18 protein-coding genes and 2 pseudogenes are annotated in these 15,939 nt (G+C 61.5%); 17 read left to right on the forward strand and 3 right to left on the reverse strand.

The genetic code is table 11. The features are described 5' to 3' along the window. Positions 1-279: 279 nt before the first annotated feature. A complete protein-coding gene (locus K4G53_RS16505) occupies positions 280-2,598 on the reverse strand; it encodes a hypothetical protein (protein ID WP_221386704.1) in 2,319 nt (772 codons plus the stop codon). Positions 2,599-3,011: 413 nt separating this feature from the next. On the opposite strand from K4G53_RS16505, the pseudogene K4G53_RS16510 reads away from it, so the two are divergent. The 13 genes and pseudogenes from K4G53_RS16510 to K4G53_RS16570 all read left to right on the forward strand — a co-directional run. Further along, positions 3,012-4,007: pseudogene (locus tag K4G53_RS16510) on the forward strand (CpaF family protein); the annotation flags it as partial. 20 nt (positions 4,008-4,027) lie between these two features. Beyond that, a complete protein-coding gene (locus K4G53_RS16515; protein ID WP_221386705.1) occupies positions 4,028-5,443 on the forward strand; it encodes a recombinase family protein in 1,416 nt (471 codons plus the stop codon). 668 nt (positions 5,444-6,111) lie between these two features. Then, complete coding sequence (locus K4G53_RS16520) at positions 6,112-6,300, forward strand: helix-turn-helix domain-containing protein (RefSeq protein WP_221386706.1); 189 nt, start codon at positions 6,112-6,114, stop codon at positions 6,298-6,300. Positions 6,301-6,403: 103 nt separating this feature from the next. Next, complete coding sequence (locus K4G53_RS16525; protein WP_221386707.1) at positions 6,404-6,616, forward strand: hypothetical protein; 213 nt, start codon at positions 6,404-6,406, stop codon at positions 6,614-6,616. Further along, positions 6,613-7,671: an AAA family ATPase gene (locus K4G53_RS16530; protein ID WP_221386708.1), complete on the forward strand. Its 1,059-nt coding sequence runs from the start codon at positions 6,613-6,615 to the stop codon at positions 7,669-7,671. Before K4G53_RS16525 ends, K4G53_RS16530 begins: the two co-directional genes overlap by 4 nt. Before the next feature lie 301 nt (positions 7,672-7,972). Next, on the forward strand, positions 7,973-8,503 hold the full coding sequence (locus K4G53_RS16535) for a hypothetical protein (RefSeq protein ID WP_221386709.1): 531 nt from the start codon (positions 7,973-7,975) through the stop codon (positions 8,501-8,503). Positions 8,504-8,513: 10 nt separating this feature from the next. After that, a complete protein-coding gene (locus tag K4G53_RS16540) occupies positions 8,514-8,672 on the forward strand; it encodes a hypothetical protein (RefSeq protein ID WP_221386710.1) in 159 nt (52 codons plus the stop codon). Continuing rightward, positions 8,669-8,920, forward strand: a complete 252-nt coding sequence (locus K4G53_RS16545; RefSeq protein WP_221386711.1) for a hypothetical protein — start codon at positions 8,669-8,671, stop codon at positions 8,918-8,920. The genes K4G53_RS16540 and K4G53_RS16545 overlap by 4 nt, the downstream gene beginning before the upstream one ends. Position 8,921: 1 nt before the next feature. Next, entirely contained in the window at positions 8,922-9,134 is a 213-nt protein-coding gene (locus K4G53_RS16550; RefSeq protein ID WP_221386712.1) for a hypothetical protein, read from the forward strand. 8 nt (positions 9,135-9,142) lie between these two features. Continuing rightward, positions 9,143-9,316, forward strand: coding sequence for a hypothetical protein (locus tag K4G53_RS16555; RefSeq protein ID WP_221386713.1), 174 nt, complete (start codon positions 9,143-9,145; stop codon positions 9,314-9,316). Beyond that, positions 9,316-9,522 (forward strand): hypothetical protein, encoded by a 207-nt coding sequence (locus K4G53_RS16560; RefSeq protein ID WP_221386714.1) that lies wholly within the window; start codon positions 9,316-9,318, stop codon positions 9,520-9,522. Before K4G53_RS16555 ends, K4G53_RS16560 begins: the two co-directional genes overlap by 1 nt. 4 nt (positions 9,523-9,526) lie before the next feature. Further along, a complete protein-coding gene (locus K4G53_RS16565; protein ID WP_221386715.1) occupies positions 9,527-10,033 on the forward strand; it encodes a hypothetical protein in 507 nt (168 codons plus the stop codon). After that, positions 10,023-10,238, forward strand: a complete 216-nt coding sequence (locus tag K4G53_RS16570) for a hypothetical protein (protein ID WP_221386716.1) — start codon at positions 10,023-10,025, stop codon at positions 10,236-10,238. The genes K4G53_RS16565 and K4G53_RS16570 overlap by 11 nt, the downstream gene beginning before the upstream one ends. Positions 10,239-11,658: 1,420 nt before the next feature. On the opposite strand, the gene K4G53_RS16575 is transcribed toward K4G53_RS16570, so the two are convergent. Next, entirely contained in the window at positions 11,659-12,003 is a 345-nt protein-coding gene (locus K4G53_RS16575) for a hypothetical protein (protein ID WP_221386717.1), read from the reverse strand. On the opposite strand from K4G53_RS16575, the gene K4G53_RS16580 reads away from it, so the two are divergent. After that, positions 11,996-13,459, forward strand: coding sequence for an HNH endonuclease family protein (locus K4G53_RS16580; RefSeq protein WP_221386718.1), 1,464 nt, complete (start codon positions 11,996-11,998; stop codon positions 13,457-13,459). The two genes, K4G53_RS16575 and K4G53_RS16580, sit on opposite strands and share 8 nt — an antisense overlap. A gap of 118 nt (positions 13,460-13,577) precedes the next feature. Here the strand turns inward: K4G53_RS16580 and K4G53_RS21365 are convergent, their stop codons facing one another. Further along, a complete protein-coding gene (locus tag K4G53_RS21365; RefSeq protein ID WP_260323640.1) occupies positions 13,578-13,709 on the reverse strand; it encodes a hypothetical protein in 132 nt (43 codons plus the stop codon). Between the two features lie 103 nt (positions 13,710-13,812). Between K4G53_RS21365 and K4G53_RS16585 the strand changes: the two are divergent. From K4G53_RS16585 to K4G53_RS16595, 3 genes and pseudogenes are all read left to right on the forward strand, one after another. Then, positions 13,813-14,067, forward strand: a pseudogene (locus K4G53_RS16585) (CpaF family protein); the annotation flags it as partial. After that, positions 14,064-14,921, forward strand: coding sequence for a type II secretion system F family protein (locus K4G53_RS16590; protein ID WP_221386719.1), 858 nt, complete (start codon positions 14,064-14,066; stop codon positions 14,919-14,921). The pseudogene K4G53_RS16585 and the gene K4G53_RS16590, both read left to right, overlap by 4 nt. Beyond that, positions 14,918-15,859 (forward strand): type II secretion system F family protein, encoded by a 942-nt coding sequence (locus tag K4G53_RS16595; protein WP_221386720.1) that lies wholly within the window; start codon positions 14,918-14,920, stop codon positions 15,857-15,859. The genes K4G53_RS16590 and K4G53_RS16595 overlap by 4 nt, the downstream gene beginning before the upstream one ends. Positions 15,860-15,939: the final 80 nt, after the last annotated feature.

The following is a 15,939-nucleotide window of genomic DNA, read 5'->3' on the forward strand; positions in this document are numbered from 1 at the left end:
ACTCGAGTATCCGTCGCCTTCTCCCAAACGCGTGCAGCTAACCTCGTCCACATGGGATGAGGGATGGAAGCTGGCAGCGAAGTCGCGACATGGACCGCGCTGCGGAGGTGCCGATGCGGCGAGCTTGAGCAGCCAACCCGATCGAACTAGGATTGGTTCAGCTTTTCGCTTGTCACACATCAGGCGGAGAGCAAAGGAAGACCCCGTAGCCCTAGACATCTACGGGGTCTTCTTGCTTTCTCATATGTGCAGGGCCTGGGCCGCTCCGCAGCTATTCGCTTATCCTCCCAAGAAGAAGCCGCCCACATCCGCGATCAGTTGTGTGCTTCCAGCGGAGGAGTTCAGAAGTGATATCTTCCCGTCAACCCCAACTGGCGCTGTTACTGAATTGGCCACCGTTTCATTGAAAGAGAAGTTGGCGTTCGACGTATCGGGAACCGTTCCCCCCGCAGGGTATGCCCGGATGTGCCCTGGCGCCTGCGGTTGGGTAACGGTGAGGTTGAAAACGGCAGCGGAAATCTTTGAAGGAATACCCGTTACCCCTGCCACTTGGAAGGAGAGAGCGGAATCGGGGCCAACGGGAGTGGTATTCCGGGTGTCCACGAAGCGACTAGGGCCATAAGGTACGAAGGTCCCCACAGCTGTCGGTGTCCCGCCGAGATAATAGCCATTGATGTCGACGATCAGCTGGGCGGTTCCATTTGAGCTGTTTTGCAGTGTTACTTTGCCGTCAGCACCTATAGGTACCGTAACCGAGTTTGGTACCGTCTGGTTCGGTGAAAAGTTGACGCTGGACGTTGCAGGAACAGCGGAGCCTGATGGGTATGACCGGATGTGGCCGAAGTCCTGCGGCTGGGTTACCGTCAAGTTGAATACCACAGCGGAAGCGTCCCGTGGTATTCCGGACGCGCCGGCCACCTGGAACGACAGTGCGGAATTCGCCGCAAGAGGTGCCGAGGTCCGCGTGTCCAGAACTCGCTCCGGTCCCACTGGCGTGAAGGCCCCCGCTAGTGCTGGTGTGCCTGCAATGTAGTAGCCGTTCACATCGGCGATCAAGTGCGTACTTCCCCAAGAGCTGTTTAGCAGCGTAACCTTGCCATCCTTGCCCACAGGAACCGTGACGGAGTTGGGTACGGTCTGGTTCGCGACGAAGTTCACGTTGGATGTCGTAGGCACTGTGCTGCCCGACGGGTAGGCTCGAATGTGCCCTTCCTTTTGGGGCTGCGTGACTGTCAGATTGAAGACCACGGCTGAGACCTTGTCAGGAATGCCCGCTGTTCCGGCCACCTGGAAGGATAGCGTTGTGTTAGCCGGAACTGGAGCAGTACTACGGGTATCCAGGAACCGGGTTGGAGCGATTGGCACGAAGGTGCCCGGCGCCGTCGCCGTCTTGGGGGAGCCAACCGGGAGGTCAGCGAACCAGTAACGTTTCGCCGCGTCGTCGCTGGCAAGCACCACGATGCCGCTGGTGCTGGTGACGGGTTGCTTGGTGGTCGTCGGATTGTTGACGGTGGCCGAGGAGCCATTCTGGATGATAGGCGTTCCGCGGCCAGACCCGAACACGGGGTTGTCCATGTCAGCGGTCTTCTCATAGATGCTGCCTGAAACTCCTGCGTAGGGGCACCCGCTGACGTTGGTGGACGGTCCTGTCTGGAATGCGTGGATCTTGTTGTTATCCGGATCCAGCACGATTTGTGGGCGTGTCTGGCAGTCTGCCAGCGTTGAGATGGTGGACTTGGAAAAAGCGCCCGTGCCCGGCTTGAATACCAGCAATTGCAGCTGGGGCTGTGTCATGTCGGTAGTGGTCTCGTCGAGGCTTGTCTTCACGGCCGCGTAGACACGGCCGGCAGTGTCTGCCTGCAGCGATTTGAGGTTCAGGTGGTCATCGGCGATGCCCTTGCCCTGCACTGCCGGCTGGGATTTCCAGGAAGTGGCTGCCGTGCCGTCGGTGCGGGTGGCCCACCAGACCGAGCCCGTGGTCTGGTCCGACCACATGACCCCGATCTGTTTCTTGTTGAACGCCACTACTGCAGAAATGTCGTCCACTGCCGGGTGGACGTTGTTGACTGGAAGAACGAACGGAGTTCCCCAGCTTGCTCCATCAGGCCCCGAATTGTTCACCATCACGCTGCTGGTGTAGCTGCCTGTCGCAGTTGCGTTGACCTCCGTCCAAGTGGCCCAGACAACTCCTGTGCTGTCCTTGTCAATGGTCATTGACTCGCTGCTCTTGGTAGCGATCGTAGCGGGGAATCCGCTGTCCAGCTTGTACGTTCCGTTGGCGTAGCTGTACCGGTAGAGCTTGGCCGGCTGGTTGGGGAGGGAGGGTTCCGTCACGGTCTCCGAAGAGGCGGTGACAACGTGGGATGCGATGTACAGGTGTGTACCGTCCCAAAGAGTGTCGGCGAGGGTATTTGCCCGGGTGTCAATGGGGACGCCGGTGTCCACCCACTTCTTGCTGGCCCGGTCCAGTTTGTAGATGTGCCAGCCGCTGCCGCTGGTCCACATATCTGCCCACCAGGAACCATCATTCCACCACAGCTTGCTTTCCGGTTTGTCGGCGGTGGGAGGATTGGCCGCTCCGGTATAGCTGATGCTCAACGTGCCATAATCGGGTGCCGTAGCTGCGCTGGCCGGCCCCGCGGTTCCCACGCCCATACCGGCAAGCAAGAGGACTGCTGCGAGTCCTTGGCTCAGACCGCGTCTTGTCCGTATCTTCACGATTCTCCTTAACTCTCAGCCCCAAACGCTGCCGCATCCAGGCCCCTAAGGAAGCTGGTGCCCCCGCTGACCATTAACACCGTGTGCAACTGCCCGGGCACGGGTAGTGGGTACCCCACTTACTTGGTGCTGGCTACTAGGGGCCGGTGTCTTTGTACTCAGAACCGGCTGGCACCAGTTTTTGCCTGCTTTGTCCACAGCTTCGCCGGATTGACTTGTTAAGGCCGGTCAGTCTCCCTAGGCTGTAGCCAGTCGTACTGCCTCCGCTGGGGCGGCAGTTGTCTGGGGGAAACATGGATGCGCTGGGAATCGTTGAGGATGAGGTCCGCGAACTTATCCGCCGTCGCGGCCTTGATCCGTTAAGGCAGGCAGGCGAGGTCCGCCGCCTGGTGGAAGCAGCGGTCACCGACTACGACGAGCGCGCCCTCCTGGGTCCGCTGCCGCCCCTGGGCCCCTTGGACGCCGCGCGGCGTTTCCTGTTTGATGCAGTGGCAGGCTTCGGAGTCCTCCAGCCGCTGCTCGACGATCCTTCCATTGAAGAGGTCTGGCTCAATGCTCCCAACGAAATCTACGTCGCACGCAACGGCGAGTCGGAGCTGACCTCGCTGAGCCTGTCCGAACAACAGGTGCGCGACCTCGTGGAGCGCATGCTCAAGAGCTCCGGCCGACGCCTGGACATGTCCTCTCCCTTCGTCGACGCTGCACTGCCAGACGGCTCCAGACTCCACGTGGTCATCCCTGACGTGACCCGCCGGCACTGGGCAGTAAACATCAGGAAGTTCGTGGTCAAGGCGAGCAGGCTCGAGCACCTTGTGGAACTGGGCACACTGACACCACAAGCTGCCCGGTTCCTGGGTGCGGCAGTGTCCAGCGGCCTGAACATCCTCGTTTCCGGCGCAACACAGGCCGGCAAGACAACAATGTTGAACTGCCTTGCTGCCAGTATCGGAAGCCGGGAACGCGTCATCACCGTTGAGGAGATCTTCGAACTGCAGTTCCCTTTGCGCGACGTCGTGGGCCTGCAATGCCGCCAGCCGAACCTTGAAGGCGAGGGTGAAATCCCGCTTCGCCGCCTGGTGAAGGAGGCTTTGCGTATGCGCCCCGACCGGTTGGTGGTGGGGGAGGTCCGCGAAGCCGAGAGCCTGGACATGCTCATTGCCCTCAACTCGGGGCTGCCGGGAATGTGCACGGTCCACGCGAATTCAGCCCACGATGCTGTCACGAAGATCTGCACGCTCCCGCTGCTTGCCGGGGACAACATTTCCAGTGTTTTGTATGTCAAGTCACTACGAGAAAGTAGACTGAGAACATGGGAAGCACGGGCAGCGCCTCGGCGGCCATTTACTGCCGCATTTCGAAGGACCGCGAAGGCGCCGGGCTCGGCGTGCAGCGCCAGGAACAGGACTGCCGCGAACTTGCCGCATCCCTCGGCTGGACGGTTACACAAGTCTTCACCGATAACGACATCTCCGCATATTCGGGCAAGCGCCGGCCCGAGTACGAAAGCCTCCTGGAACACATGCGCGCTGGACGAATCAACGGCGTCCTAACCTGGCACACTGACCGACTCCACAGGTCCCCCCGTGAACTGGAAAGCTACATCGACGCATCCGAAAAACACGGCGTCGTTACACAGACAGTCAAAGCCGGGGAAATAGACCTCTCCACCCCTTCCGGTCGCGCCGTGGCGCGCACCCTTGGAGCATGGGCGCGTTACGAGTCCGAGCATAAGAGCGACCGCATCACCCGCAAGAAATTGCAGCTTGCCCAAGACGGCGCATTCAGCGGGGGCCCCGTGCCCTTCGGCTGGCGAATCATCGACGGCGTGCCAGTCATCCAAGAAACGGAAGCGGCGGAAATCCGAAACGCCGTACGCGGTTTCCTGGCCGGCCGAAGCATTGGTTTCATCGTCAAAGACCTCAATAGCCGGGGAATCCCCACCCGGCGGGGCCAGAAATGGACCAGCACTGCGGTTCGAAACATGCTCATGCGCCCCACCAACGCGGGACTCTCCGCCTACCGCGGCGATATCGTGGGACCGTCCGTCTTTCCGGCAATCATCACGGAAGATGAATGGCGGGCAGCGTCCAGTACTCTGAAGAACCCATCACGTCTCACGCAGAACGGCAACAAGGTGCGTCATCTACTGGCAGGGCTCATGCTTTGCGGCAAGTGCGGGAGCGCCATGCAGACTTCAAGCCGCAGCAGCAAACAGGGGAGCGTGCACTACTACAAGTGCAAAACCACAGGAGGGGGCCACGCGTTCCAAACAGCCGCGCCCGTGGAGGAGTACGTCGCAGGGTTGGTGGTAGCCATTCTGAGCCACCCGGAGAACGCGGAAGGGCTCACAGTACGCCGTGAAGCAGACGACGCCGCAGAACTGCGCCAGAAGGCCGTTACGTTGCGGGCCCGCCTGGATGAAGCAGCCAACAGCTTCGCTGATGGCGACATAACGGCCAAGCAGATGGGCATCATTACGGCCAAGGTAAACAAGGATCTTGAAGTAGTCGAGCAGCAGTTAGCCACCCTCCGTACTGGAAATATCTTGGCTGGCCGCAGTGGCTCACCAGAGGCCGTGCAGTCATGGTGGGATGGCGCTGGCATAGAAGACCGTCGGGCAGTTATCGACGCGCTAATGACTATCTACGTGGATCCAGTAGGTACGTCAGCCCCGCGCAAATTCGACCCGACGCGCATCCGCGCCGTGCCCAAAGGGCAGGATTAGCAGGGACAGGTAATGACACAGTTGTAATTTGCCTGCCATATGCTATAGCGTGGCAATGCGTAGGGAGCAGTGGCTCTAAATTCAAAGTCCGTCGTCTGACGGCAGGCCTCTGGGCCGCAGAAGATTCACTGTTCCATGTCCTACTGGCTTATCAGCCGGGGGTAATCCGTTCGTGGCCCGTGTGCCCGACGCAGACAAGCTGGTAGTTATTCGCACCCTCTACGGTTCTAAATTACGTGCTTGTCATTCAGTGTCCGCATCCGGTAAAGTGTGTCATGTCTCCGGATAGCTGTACCCGGATACAAATACCCCGGTGTAGTTGGCTCGGGAGAACGCAGTACCACCCTTGGGTCCGTCCCTAGGAGAAGCAGTAACCGGACTGGTCTACGATCAGCCGGCCCCGACTAGAGGTTCGCCACTAGCGGCCCGACCTGAGATTCGCTCACAGGCGTGGAGACCAAGGGGATAACTGCTTGCAAAGTCCGTTGCTTGACGGCAGGCCCACCAAGCCGTAGCGAAGTAGTACCGCCGCGCCCTGATTCGTTCAGGGCTTTTTTATTGCCCAAAACTGTTGCCTAAACCGATCACGTCACGTGGTCGGTTTTTCTGTTTAAACCCCTCGAAGGCCCTGGATAACTCCGGGGCCTCTTCCATTTAAGGAGAAAGCCATGGATGCAGCCGCCCCCGAGCTCGCGAATCTGACCGACGCGGGCAAGCGCTACAAGTGCAGCCCGCGCACCATTCGGCGAATGATCGACCGCGGCGACCTAACCGCCTACCGCGTGGGCCCGAAACTCCTGCGCATCGACATCCGGGAAGCTGACCGCGTATTCACCGCCGCCGCAGATGAACGCTGAAACCCGCGCCCACATCCAGCAGGTAGCCGAAGCGTGGCCGAAGCTAACCCGCGAACAAATCGACCGCGTGACCACCATCATGCAAGGACAGGATGCCTAAGACGTGACCGACAAAAGCAAACGCCCGGCGGGCGGCCGGGCGAATGAAATCTCTGGGGGAGATTACAACCAGTATAAGGCCGCATCGTGCCTCTACTGCTGCACTGGCCCGTTCATCAGCACGGCTACTTGGTCTCTTTGGGAACTGCGCCGCTACCGCCTCGAAACGGAAACCCCGGGCAGGTTCGGCACCTACAGCAAGGAGGATGCCAAGTGACCTACGACCCCACCGCACCGGACCCCCTAGACGCTGCATTCAGCGCCGACTGGCTCACGCGGCAAGAACTCCCATCAGTTGAGTACGTCGTTCCCGGCGTCATCCCCGAAGGCCTCACCCTGCTTGTGGCCCCGCCCAAGATTGGCAAGTCCTGGATGGTGCTCGGCTTGGGAGTGTCAGCCGCCACCGGGGGGAAAGCCTTTGGATCCGTACAGGTATCCCCGCGCCCCGTGCTCTACCTCGCACTGGAAGACGGCGCCAGGCGTCTCCAGTCACGGCTCCGCACCATCGGCGTAACCGTTGGCCCCCACGGCCTCTATTTCATGACAGAGGTTCCCGCCGGCCCTATTGCCACCATCGCCGCTTTCCTGGAGCGTCACGCCGAACGTAAGCCGCTGGTTATCCTCGACACCCTCGGCAAGGTCCGGGGCACCTACGGCGGGAACGACGCTTATGGAAACGACTACAGCCAGATGTCAGCGCTGAAGAATCTCGTGGACGCCGTGCCGGGATCCTCCCTAATAGTCGTGCACCACACCAACAAGGGCGACAAATCCGACTTCCTAGACAGTGTTTCAGGCACGCAAGGACTCGCCGGCGCCGCTGACAGTATCCTCCTGATACGCCGCGACAGGCAGAACGAAAGCTCTACCCTGCACGTGACCTCGCGTGACGCCATGGAAGGCCAGTACGCCCTAACCCTCACGGAGGGAAAGTGGACCCTGGAAGGCTCCAGCCTCCGCCAAGCCGCCGAAGCGGTCCGACTCAGGGAAGTTACCGAAGGCGTCGGGGATGACATGGGCGAACTCGTTGCCTTGGTCAGCAAGTACCCCGAAGGGATGAAGCCCAAGGACCTGGCCGAACTACTGCACTGGGAAGACAGCAAGACCCGGCTATACCTCCGCAGGGCTTGTGAGTCCGGGCGTATTGCCAATCCAAAGAGGGGCCTCTATACCCCTGTAACTACTGAAACTTCTGTAACTATCCCGTTCGAAGAGGCCCCCGAAAGTATCAGTAGTTACGAAAGTTACACGCATACACGGGAGGCGTCATGAAGCTCTCACGCCAGGACCTCTTGAACCTCTGCGAAATCTACAAAGCATAGGCCCTCGAAGAGCACGACCTATTCAGGCACTGGCAGGCAAGGGCCATAGAAGCAGAAAGCCGCCTAGCGATCTACGAACCAGGCGACGAAACAACAAACCAGAAAGGCAAGTAATGCCACAGCCCGGAATGTTCGGAACAAGGGGAGATGACTGGATCGGTAGAGAGATCACCGATCTAAAGCGCCGAGTGCGCGAACTTGCTGCAGCCAGCCCCTTCGGCTTGTCCGGCGTCAGCCTCCAAAAAGGCGGCATGACCCTAGACGGAACCCTCGGCATCACCGGAACCTCAACAGTCAACGGCGAACAGACCGTCAACGGCCCTCTAACCGTTACCGGAAGCGTTGCCCTTCCCGCGGGCAGCGTCTCAAACGATGCCCTGGCTAGCCCCGTAGAAACCGCTACAGCATCCGCGGGAATCACAAACTACGCCATCGACACCACGGCCACAGTCCGGGCATCCGTAACCCTCACAGTCCCGGCAGGCTTCACTCGGGCAATCATCATCAGCAACGCCGTTGCCATGGGGACCAACAGCGGCACCACCCCCGATTACCTCTACTGCTCTGCGACCGTCCAGAGCGTGAACGGCGGCGAGCTCTACACCTCAGCACCCGCCGGGATAGGTGCCAGCCTCGCTAGCCCCTTCCAACCAACCCTTACCGGCCTCACCGGAGGCGACACCATCACGGTAGGAGTCGCTACCCGCGCCGGAACCGCCACATGGGCAGCCGCACCTGCTAATCAGGCGTCCATCGCCGCGACAGCCATCTACCTCAAGTAGGAGCCCCAGAATGACCGCACAGAGCCCCGAAACGCCCGCTTCCACCCCAGAGCCGCCGCTCACCTTCCAAGCCCCGCCACCAGCCGCCCCGGGCATGCCCAACCCCATCCCGCCCGGGATCCCCTGGGGCCAACCCATCACCGCCGCCACGACGGAGGCTGCACCGTGATAACCCCAGCCGTGAAGGTCCGCCCCATCGACAGAGTCAGGGCCATTCGGGCAATCCTCACAGTCCGTCAAACGGACCAGGTAGGCCTCAACGAGGTAGCCAGGGAAGCAGCTGCGGACACCAACCCGGAATCAGTGGCGCAGCTAGTCCTGGCCCTCGCTGAAATGGCCGCCTCATTCCTCCGCGCCATCCCAGACGGAGACACCCGGCTCCAGCAAATCCTCCTCAACTACGCAAAGGACAACTGACATGTTCACCACCGGCCCGCAGCACTACACCCGCAATCTTCAGGACGCCGCGAACTTCACCGCCACCCCAGCAGCCATCGGCAAACCAGGTGGCACCACAGAACCCGGCGTCGTACTGAAACACGGCCGCGGAATCCGGGCAGTCATGCCCGTACCCGAAGCCCTCCGCCTCGCCAACGAAATCGCGGACGCCATCGCCACGCACGACAAGTAAAGGAACACATGGGAAAGCAGCGCCACGACATCGGCTGGCAGAAACGGCAAGCCGCCACCAAACCGCGAGACACCACCGCCAGCCCGGAGACCATGGCCGCCCGCCTTGTCTCCAAAGGGCTAGCAACAGTCCAGATCCTCGAATTCAGGACAACACGCCGCATCAAAGACAGGGAGTACTGATGTACGACAACCACCCCCGCACCGATAACCCGCAGGTAGCCGCATCCAAGGCGGCACTGTGGACCCCGGAAGCCCAGGCCAAGCACAAGGAGCTAACCAGCCTCCCCGACACGGCCCAGGCACTCGTCCGCATGCAGATCGGATACCTCGAAGCAGCCAAGACCGCAGCAGAACAGCACGAAGCAAACCAGCGAAAGGGACTCTAACCACATGACAGCCGAACTCAGCATCCAGGAACTCCAGGCCGAAATCGAACGCCGCCAGCGTGAAGAAGTAGCCGAACAGCAGCGCCGCGCCAGTGTCCTGCAGGAAGCGCAGATCGATTGGTCACGCGCCCTACTCAAGTCCCACAAGGCCCGGGAGCAGGAGCTCGAAGAAGCCGGCAGCGCCGCAATGAAAGCCGGTGAACAGGCAGTCAGGGGCGGCGACCTCGCCGCCGCTTTCCAGGGCTACACCACCTGGCACGCATCCCGCATGGCCCGCTACCACCTCCGCTCCGCCGCACAGAGCGCCATTAACCGGGTACCGGACTACCGCGGCTCAAACATTCCCGACCTGCGCATCGTTGACGTCACCTTCCATGAGTGGCTCAACGAGCAGTGCAGCAAGCTGGCAACGAGTAACGGCGCGGACCTCTACGAACAGACCGTCGGCGCAGAAATCCCCACCAGCTACGAAGAGGCAGCAGCCTGGATGGAGGCCAACCGTGGCAACTGACGCCCTCGACCCCGGACCCAACGGAGACTACCCCTACCTGCCGCGCAACCCTGACGGCACCCTCGACACCACACGCATGCCCGTTGGAATCAGGCAGCACCCCACCGCCAAAGACCGAATGGGTAACCCGGTACTGATGGACGTAGAAGCCACACTCCCCGACGGGCGCCGTGTCTCCGACATCGCACCCATCCGCAAACAATAACCACCCATGAGCAGGCGTCAACACCACCGCAGCAGACCTAGCAAGGGTGCGCTGAGAACGGAAGTGATGGGCAGTCAGAACACTGCACCAGCGCCACACAGGGCAGGGTGCGTAGGAGCCACCACAACAAGCACAAGCGACGGCCACCGCGCATCCTGCACCACCCCCAGACCAAAACCCCGGGAAGCGTACAAAACAAATTCGTGTTCCCCGGCGGGCCGATTACGAAACCGATCCACGAAGGGATCCTCCCCTATGCCACGAGCTAAGAGGATATGCGCCAAGCCAGGCTGCCCCGAAGCAACCACTGCATCACTATGCACAACACATGCACGAGAGGCAGAGAGGGCACGCGGCAGCACAACCCAACGCGGGTACGGCTCCACTCACACCAAGGCACGCAAGGCAGCAGCGCCATCCGTGGAAAGCGGCGCCGTCAACTGTGCACGCTGCGGTCAACCCATCCAGCCCGGGCAGCCGTGGCACCTGGACCACGACGACACCGACCGCAGTAAGTACATCGGCCCAAGCCACACGCGCTGCAACCTCAGCGCCGCTGGCAAAGCATCCCACAAGTACGACTAGACAAGGGTGGGGAGCGCCCTCTGCCGCCCTGCAAGGGGAAAAACCTGAGAGCGCTGGATTGTCGAGCAAGCAGATAGACCCAACAGAAAAGGAGCAGTCATGCCACCAGGACCGAAAGCCAACCCGACTAAGCCAACGTCCCGGCACCGTAGCCCGGGCGTGCGTTCTGGGCTTATCGAGCTTCCCGCGGAAGGCTGCACACTGCCTGTCCCATCGCTTCCGAAGACGCGGAATTGGAGCGGTGAAGAGAAGAAATTGTGGCGGAATCTGTGGAAAAGCCCGCAGGCGAACGAGTGGGACGACTCGTTTATCCCCGCTGTAGCGGCCTACATCTGTCACGCCGTCGCCGTTTACGACGGTTCCGCCTCTGCATGGCAGGCCCAGGAAATGCGGCACCTTGGAGGGCAGCTAGGGCTTACGCCGGCCGGGATGCTGGCCCTTGGTTGGGTAGTGCGCCATGAGCAGTAGGAGGCAGGCCCGCCGCGCCGTCGTGGCCCCGGTCTTCACCCCGTCAGAGGATCCTAACCGCGTCGTGCAGCAGACAGTCCCGGCGCTAGGCGGTGAGGCCCGCGCTTGGTTCAAGGGCGGTACATGTCGCCGCGTCAGAGTGCCAGGCGGCCGGATGTACGGCTGGGAGCAGGCACCGACTGTATGGCTGGCCATTCTGGATGGTTCATTCCGGCCCACCGATTACTGAAGGCAGGCTAAATGCTTTCACCAAAGGAGCAATTAGTGGACTTTTTCGCCATTCGTAACACCTGTCACTTATGCTCCTCCTATCACCAACAGCTGCAACGTGGCAGCACTATGAGAAAAGAAAAAATATGGGGGCATCTCAGAGGCGGCTTTCTGCCGCAGTCGCTGCACTCGCCATCGCAACATCCACCTTTGGAATCGTCGCGCCGGCCATCGCAGCACCAACCACCGTAACCAACGAGCAGGTTACCGAACCAACCACCGCATCTACCGCCTCGCCATCACCTTCGGCGGCGGCCACATCAACGGCAACGCCCTCCCAGGAGGCCGTCGAGCCGGCGCCGACCTTGGAGCCCACGACCGCTACAGTCTCGCCTTCCGCGCCGACAGCGCCAGCCGCGCCGACAAGCGCAGCTCCCAGCCTGCGGTCTGAGGCGACGGCGGGCGGCAGCGGTGACACGACCACCGTGTCCTTGATGTTCAACGAACTGTCATTCCAGCCCGAAGACACCAGCTCAGCCTACGACCGGGCGCTCTTCGAGCACTGGATCGACGCTAACGGTAACGGCTGTGACACCCGCCAGGAAGTCCTCATCTCCGAGTCGCAGGTCCCGGTGACCTACGGCAGCGGATGCACCATCACCGCGGGTAAGTGGTACTCATACTACGACGGCGCCACCTGGACGAACCCCTCGGACGTCGACATTGACCACCTCGTGCCGCTGGAGGAGGCCTGGGGCTCAGGCGCCTACCGCTGGACACCGGAACTCCGGAAGGCCTACGCCAACGACCTCGACTGGTCGCGCAGCCTCGTCGCCGTGACGGATAACGTCAACCAGTCCAAGGGCTCGCAGGACCCGAGCACGTGGCTGCCCGGCGACGGCTCCATCGACCCCAAGAACTGCGACTACGCCATCGACTGGATAACGGTGAAGTGGCGTTGGAACCTGACCGCTGATAACGCCGAACGCGACGTACTCAGCTCGATCGTCAACGGCACCAGTTGCGGTGCCATCGTCATCGGCCGTCCCGCGAAGATGAACACTTACGTGGACACTTTCACCGGCTGGCCGCTCTACAAAATCGTTTACGACTCTACGATCTATGAGCTCGTCACACAGCAGGACGGCATTACCCAGATCCCCGTCCCGCTGAGCTACGACCGGTGGGCGAACTACTACAAGTTCAAGCAGCCCACCCCGGCCGCAACCGACTTCGTGAAGTACCCGTGGTCCCCGACCGTGTACGCGGTGACGTTCTGGCCCGGCGGCGAGAACTACTGGCAGTGGACCCGCCTCACGTTTGAGCAGTGGAACAGGGCAGGCCAGCCCTTCCCCCGCATCGCCGGCTGGATCAAGGGCAGCTACTACTACCAGTGGGGCAGCAACTACAGCGAAATCTTCGTCGAAGGCGAAGACGGCATCAACCACAAGCTCACGCTCAAGGAATGGGAAGACTCAGGTCGCCGACCCTTCCAGCAGCGGAACTCCGAAGGCTTCTACGCCCTCTACTGGGCGCCGGAACTGGCGCGTATGACAGATGTCTACACCGGCGCCGGCCGTCCACTCGGGTACGCCGAGTGGCAGGAAGAGGGCTTCCCGACCCCGCAACGCACCCAGCGCATCAAGGGTGACCAGTTCTACCAGGACTACGGCAACCCCACCGTCTATTACGCTGGCCCCGGTATGAACCGTGCCGTTACCTTCCAGGAATGGCAGGCCGCCGGTTCACCTATCCCCACCGTCCGGAACGCACCGGCCCCGGGCACGGGCACCGGAGGTGACACCAGCAGCGGCGGGAGCGGCGGCACCAGCTACACCTGGGGCGTGACCCCGGGAGCCTACTGCAGCACCGCAGGTGCCCTTGGCTACAGCAGCACGGGCACCCTGTACACCTGCAAGACCTCGTACACCGACTCACGGCTCCGCTGGCGCCAGTAGTTGTCACCGATTTAGGATCAACTCAAAGCCCCGTCCCTGCTGTTGCAGGGAGGGCATAGGACAGGGCCCCGGCATCTCTCAGGAGACGCCGGGGCCCGTTTGTTTTAGCGCAGTAGTGCTATTTGGCGGGGACTACGTAGGCCCCGCAGTCGATGAGTTCCTGCAGTAGGTCGGAAGTTTTCATGCCTCTGGCTTCTGCCATCTCTCCGAGTTCACGGACAGTTGCAGGAATTTCGATTGTGGCAGTCATGGTGAGACCTTCCCCCTATTTGTGTTTTCCGCATCCCCAGCGGATGCAGCGATCCTACCGGCGGGATCCGACAATCCTTATCGGTAGTGCTTTGACATTATGTGCTAGTGCCTTCGTGGTCCCCACCGTGGCTTCCTGCATCGATCTTGTGGTGCATTGCAGCCGGCAGTCTGATGGACGGCGGCAGGTCACGGAAATCCTGTCGTTGGGCCGCCGGGTGGAAAACGGCATCATCGAGTCATCCCTTGTCTTCGCCACGGACAACGGCGTCCTGCAGCCACGCGCCAACTCCATGCCCGCAGCCGGGAAATTCTCCAGAGCCGGGTACGACGTCGCTGCGCTCCTGGATCCGCGTTGATATCCGCGCTGCTCGGTGCGACCACAGGGGCCGGGCTTTTCCTCATCTGGTGGTCGTGCTGGGAAATGCCCCATAGGGGGAACCGGGAACGCAGACCCAGCCGCCTATCCGACCTACTGGCGGTTGCAGGAGTTGACAGAGTCTCAACCACCGGCCTGGTCGGAACCTGCCTTGGGCTGGCGTTGTTCGTGGCGCTGGTCTTCTTCGCACTGAGCCGGTCTTGGCCCATCGGGGCCTGCTTTGGCCTCTTTGCAGGCTGGCTGCCCATCGCCCTGCTTCGCTGGCGGGCGAGGAAGCGGCGCGCCATGCTTCGACAGCTGTGGCCTGACGTCGTCGATCATCTCCGATCGGCCATCCGCGCAGGCCTGCCCCTGCCCGAGGCCCTTATACAGCTGGGCGAGAAGGGACCCGAAGAACTGCGGCCCGTCTTCCGGGAGTTCGGCGGAGACTACCGAGCCGGTGGCCAGTTCGACGGCTCCCTGAACAAACTGAAACACAGGCTCGCCGATCCCGTTGCGGACCGCATCATCGAAGCACTGCGGTTGACCCGGGAGGTAGGCGGCTCCGACCTTGGCCGGCTGCTGGGCACTTTGGCCGAATTCCTTCGTGAAAGCGCCCGCACACGCAGTGAGCTTGAAGCACGCCAGTCATGGACGATCAACGCCGCGCGGCTTGCTGTCGCAGCTCCCTGGATCGTGTTGATTCTTCTCGCGACCCGGCCGGAAGCAATCCAGGCCTACAACACGCCCCTCGGCGCGGCAGTCCTGCTGGGCGGCCTGGTGGTGTCGCTGATCTGCTACACGATCATGCTGCGGATAGGTGCCCTTCCCCAGGACGAAAGGGTGCTCCGATGACCCCTGTCTCCCCGGCAGGGGTTGTGTGTGGAGTTGCCATGGGCATTGGTTTGTGGCTTGTTATCTTCAGGTCGCCGCCGATGCGGGCAACAACGCTGGCTGAACGCATCGAACCCCAGCTCAAGTCCCAGAACCTTGAATCGCGGCTACTGCGTGCAGGTGAACAGAACGTCACACCCTTCGGTCCGCTCGGGAAAATTCTTCGGCCGGTACTTCATGACTGGATAGGCGCCCTGGGCCGGCTGAACCCGTCGCCGGGGGCAACCGAACGCCGGCTGGTTCAGGCAGGGATCGACAAGTCTGCCCTTGACTTCCGTGCAGAACAGCTGCTGTGGGCAGCGGGCGGCTTTGTCGCCGCCCTTGGCGTGATTCTGATGGGCGCGGCTGGGGGCCGCTTCAACCCGCTCCTTGCTGCCGTGGCGATCGTCGGATGCGCGGGCACTGGTTTTGTACTGCGGGATTATTGGCTCGGGGTCCAGGTCCACCGCCGCGAAGCACGCATGATGGCAGAATTCCCCAGCCTGGCTGAATTGATGGCGCTGGCCGTCAGCGCAGGGGAAAGTGCAACCGGTGCCCTCGACAGGGTTTGCCGGAGCGCCAGGGGAGAGCTCTCCAAGGAGTTCTCGAAAATCCTTGCGGAAACAAGGGCAGGCAAGCCGCTGGTTCTCGCGCTTCAGGAATTCTCCGCACGAACTGATCTTGCTCCCTTGGTCAGGTTCGTGGACGGCATCATTGTTGCGGTGGAACGGGGCACGCCGCTTGCCGACGTGCTCCGGGCGCAAGCCCAGGACGTCCGCGACACTGCCAAACGCGACCTCATGGAGGCCGCAGGCAAGAAAGAAATAGCGATGATGGTGCCGCTTGTTTTTGGCGTACTCCCGCTGACCGTGGTCTTTGCCGTCTTCCCAGGTATCGCCGCGATCAACCTGGGCTTTTGAATCTGGCGCATCCGTGCCCATCCCACCGCAGGAACCAAGGAAGAGGTCAGGAAATTGAAAATGATGGTAGCCCGCTGCAC

Origin of the sequence: Arthrobacter sp. MAHUQ-56 (assembly GCF_019710585.1) — a bacterium.
Taxonomy (GTDB): domain Bacteria; phylum Actinomycetota; class Actinomycetes; order Actinomycetales; family Micrococcaceae; genus Arthrobacter.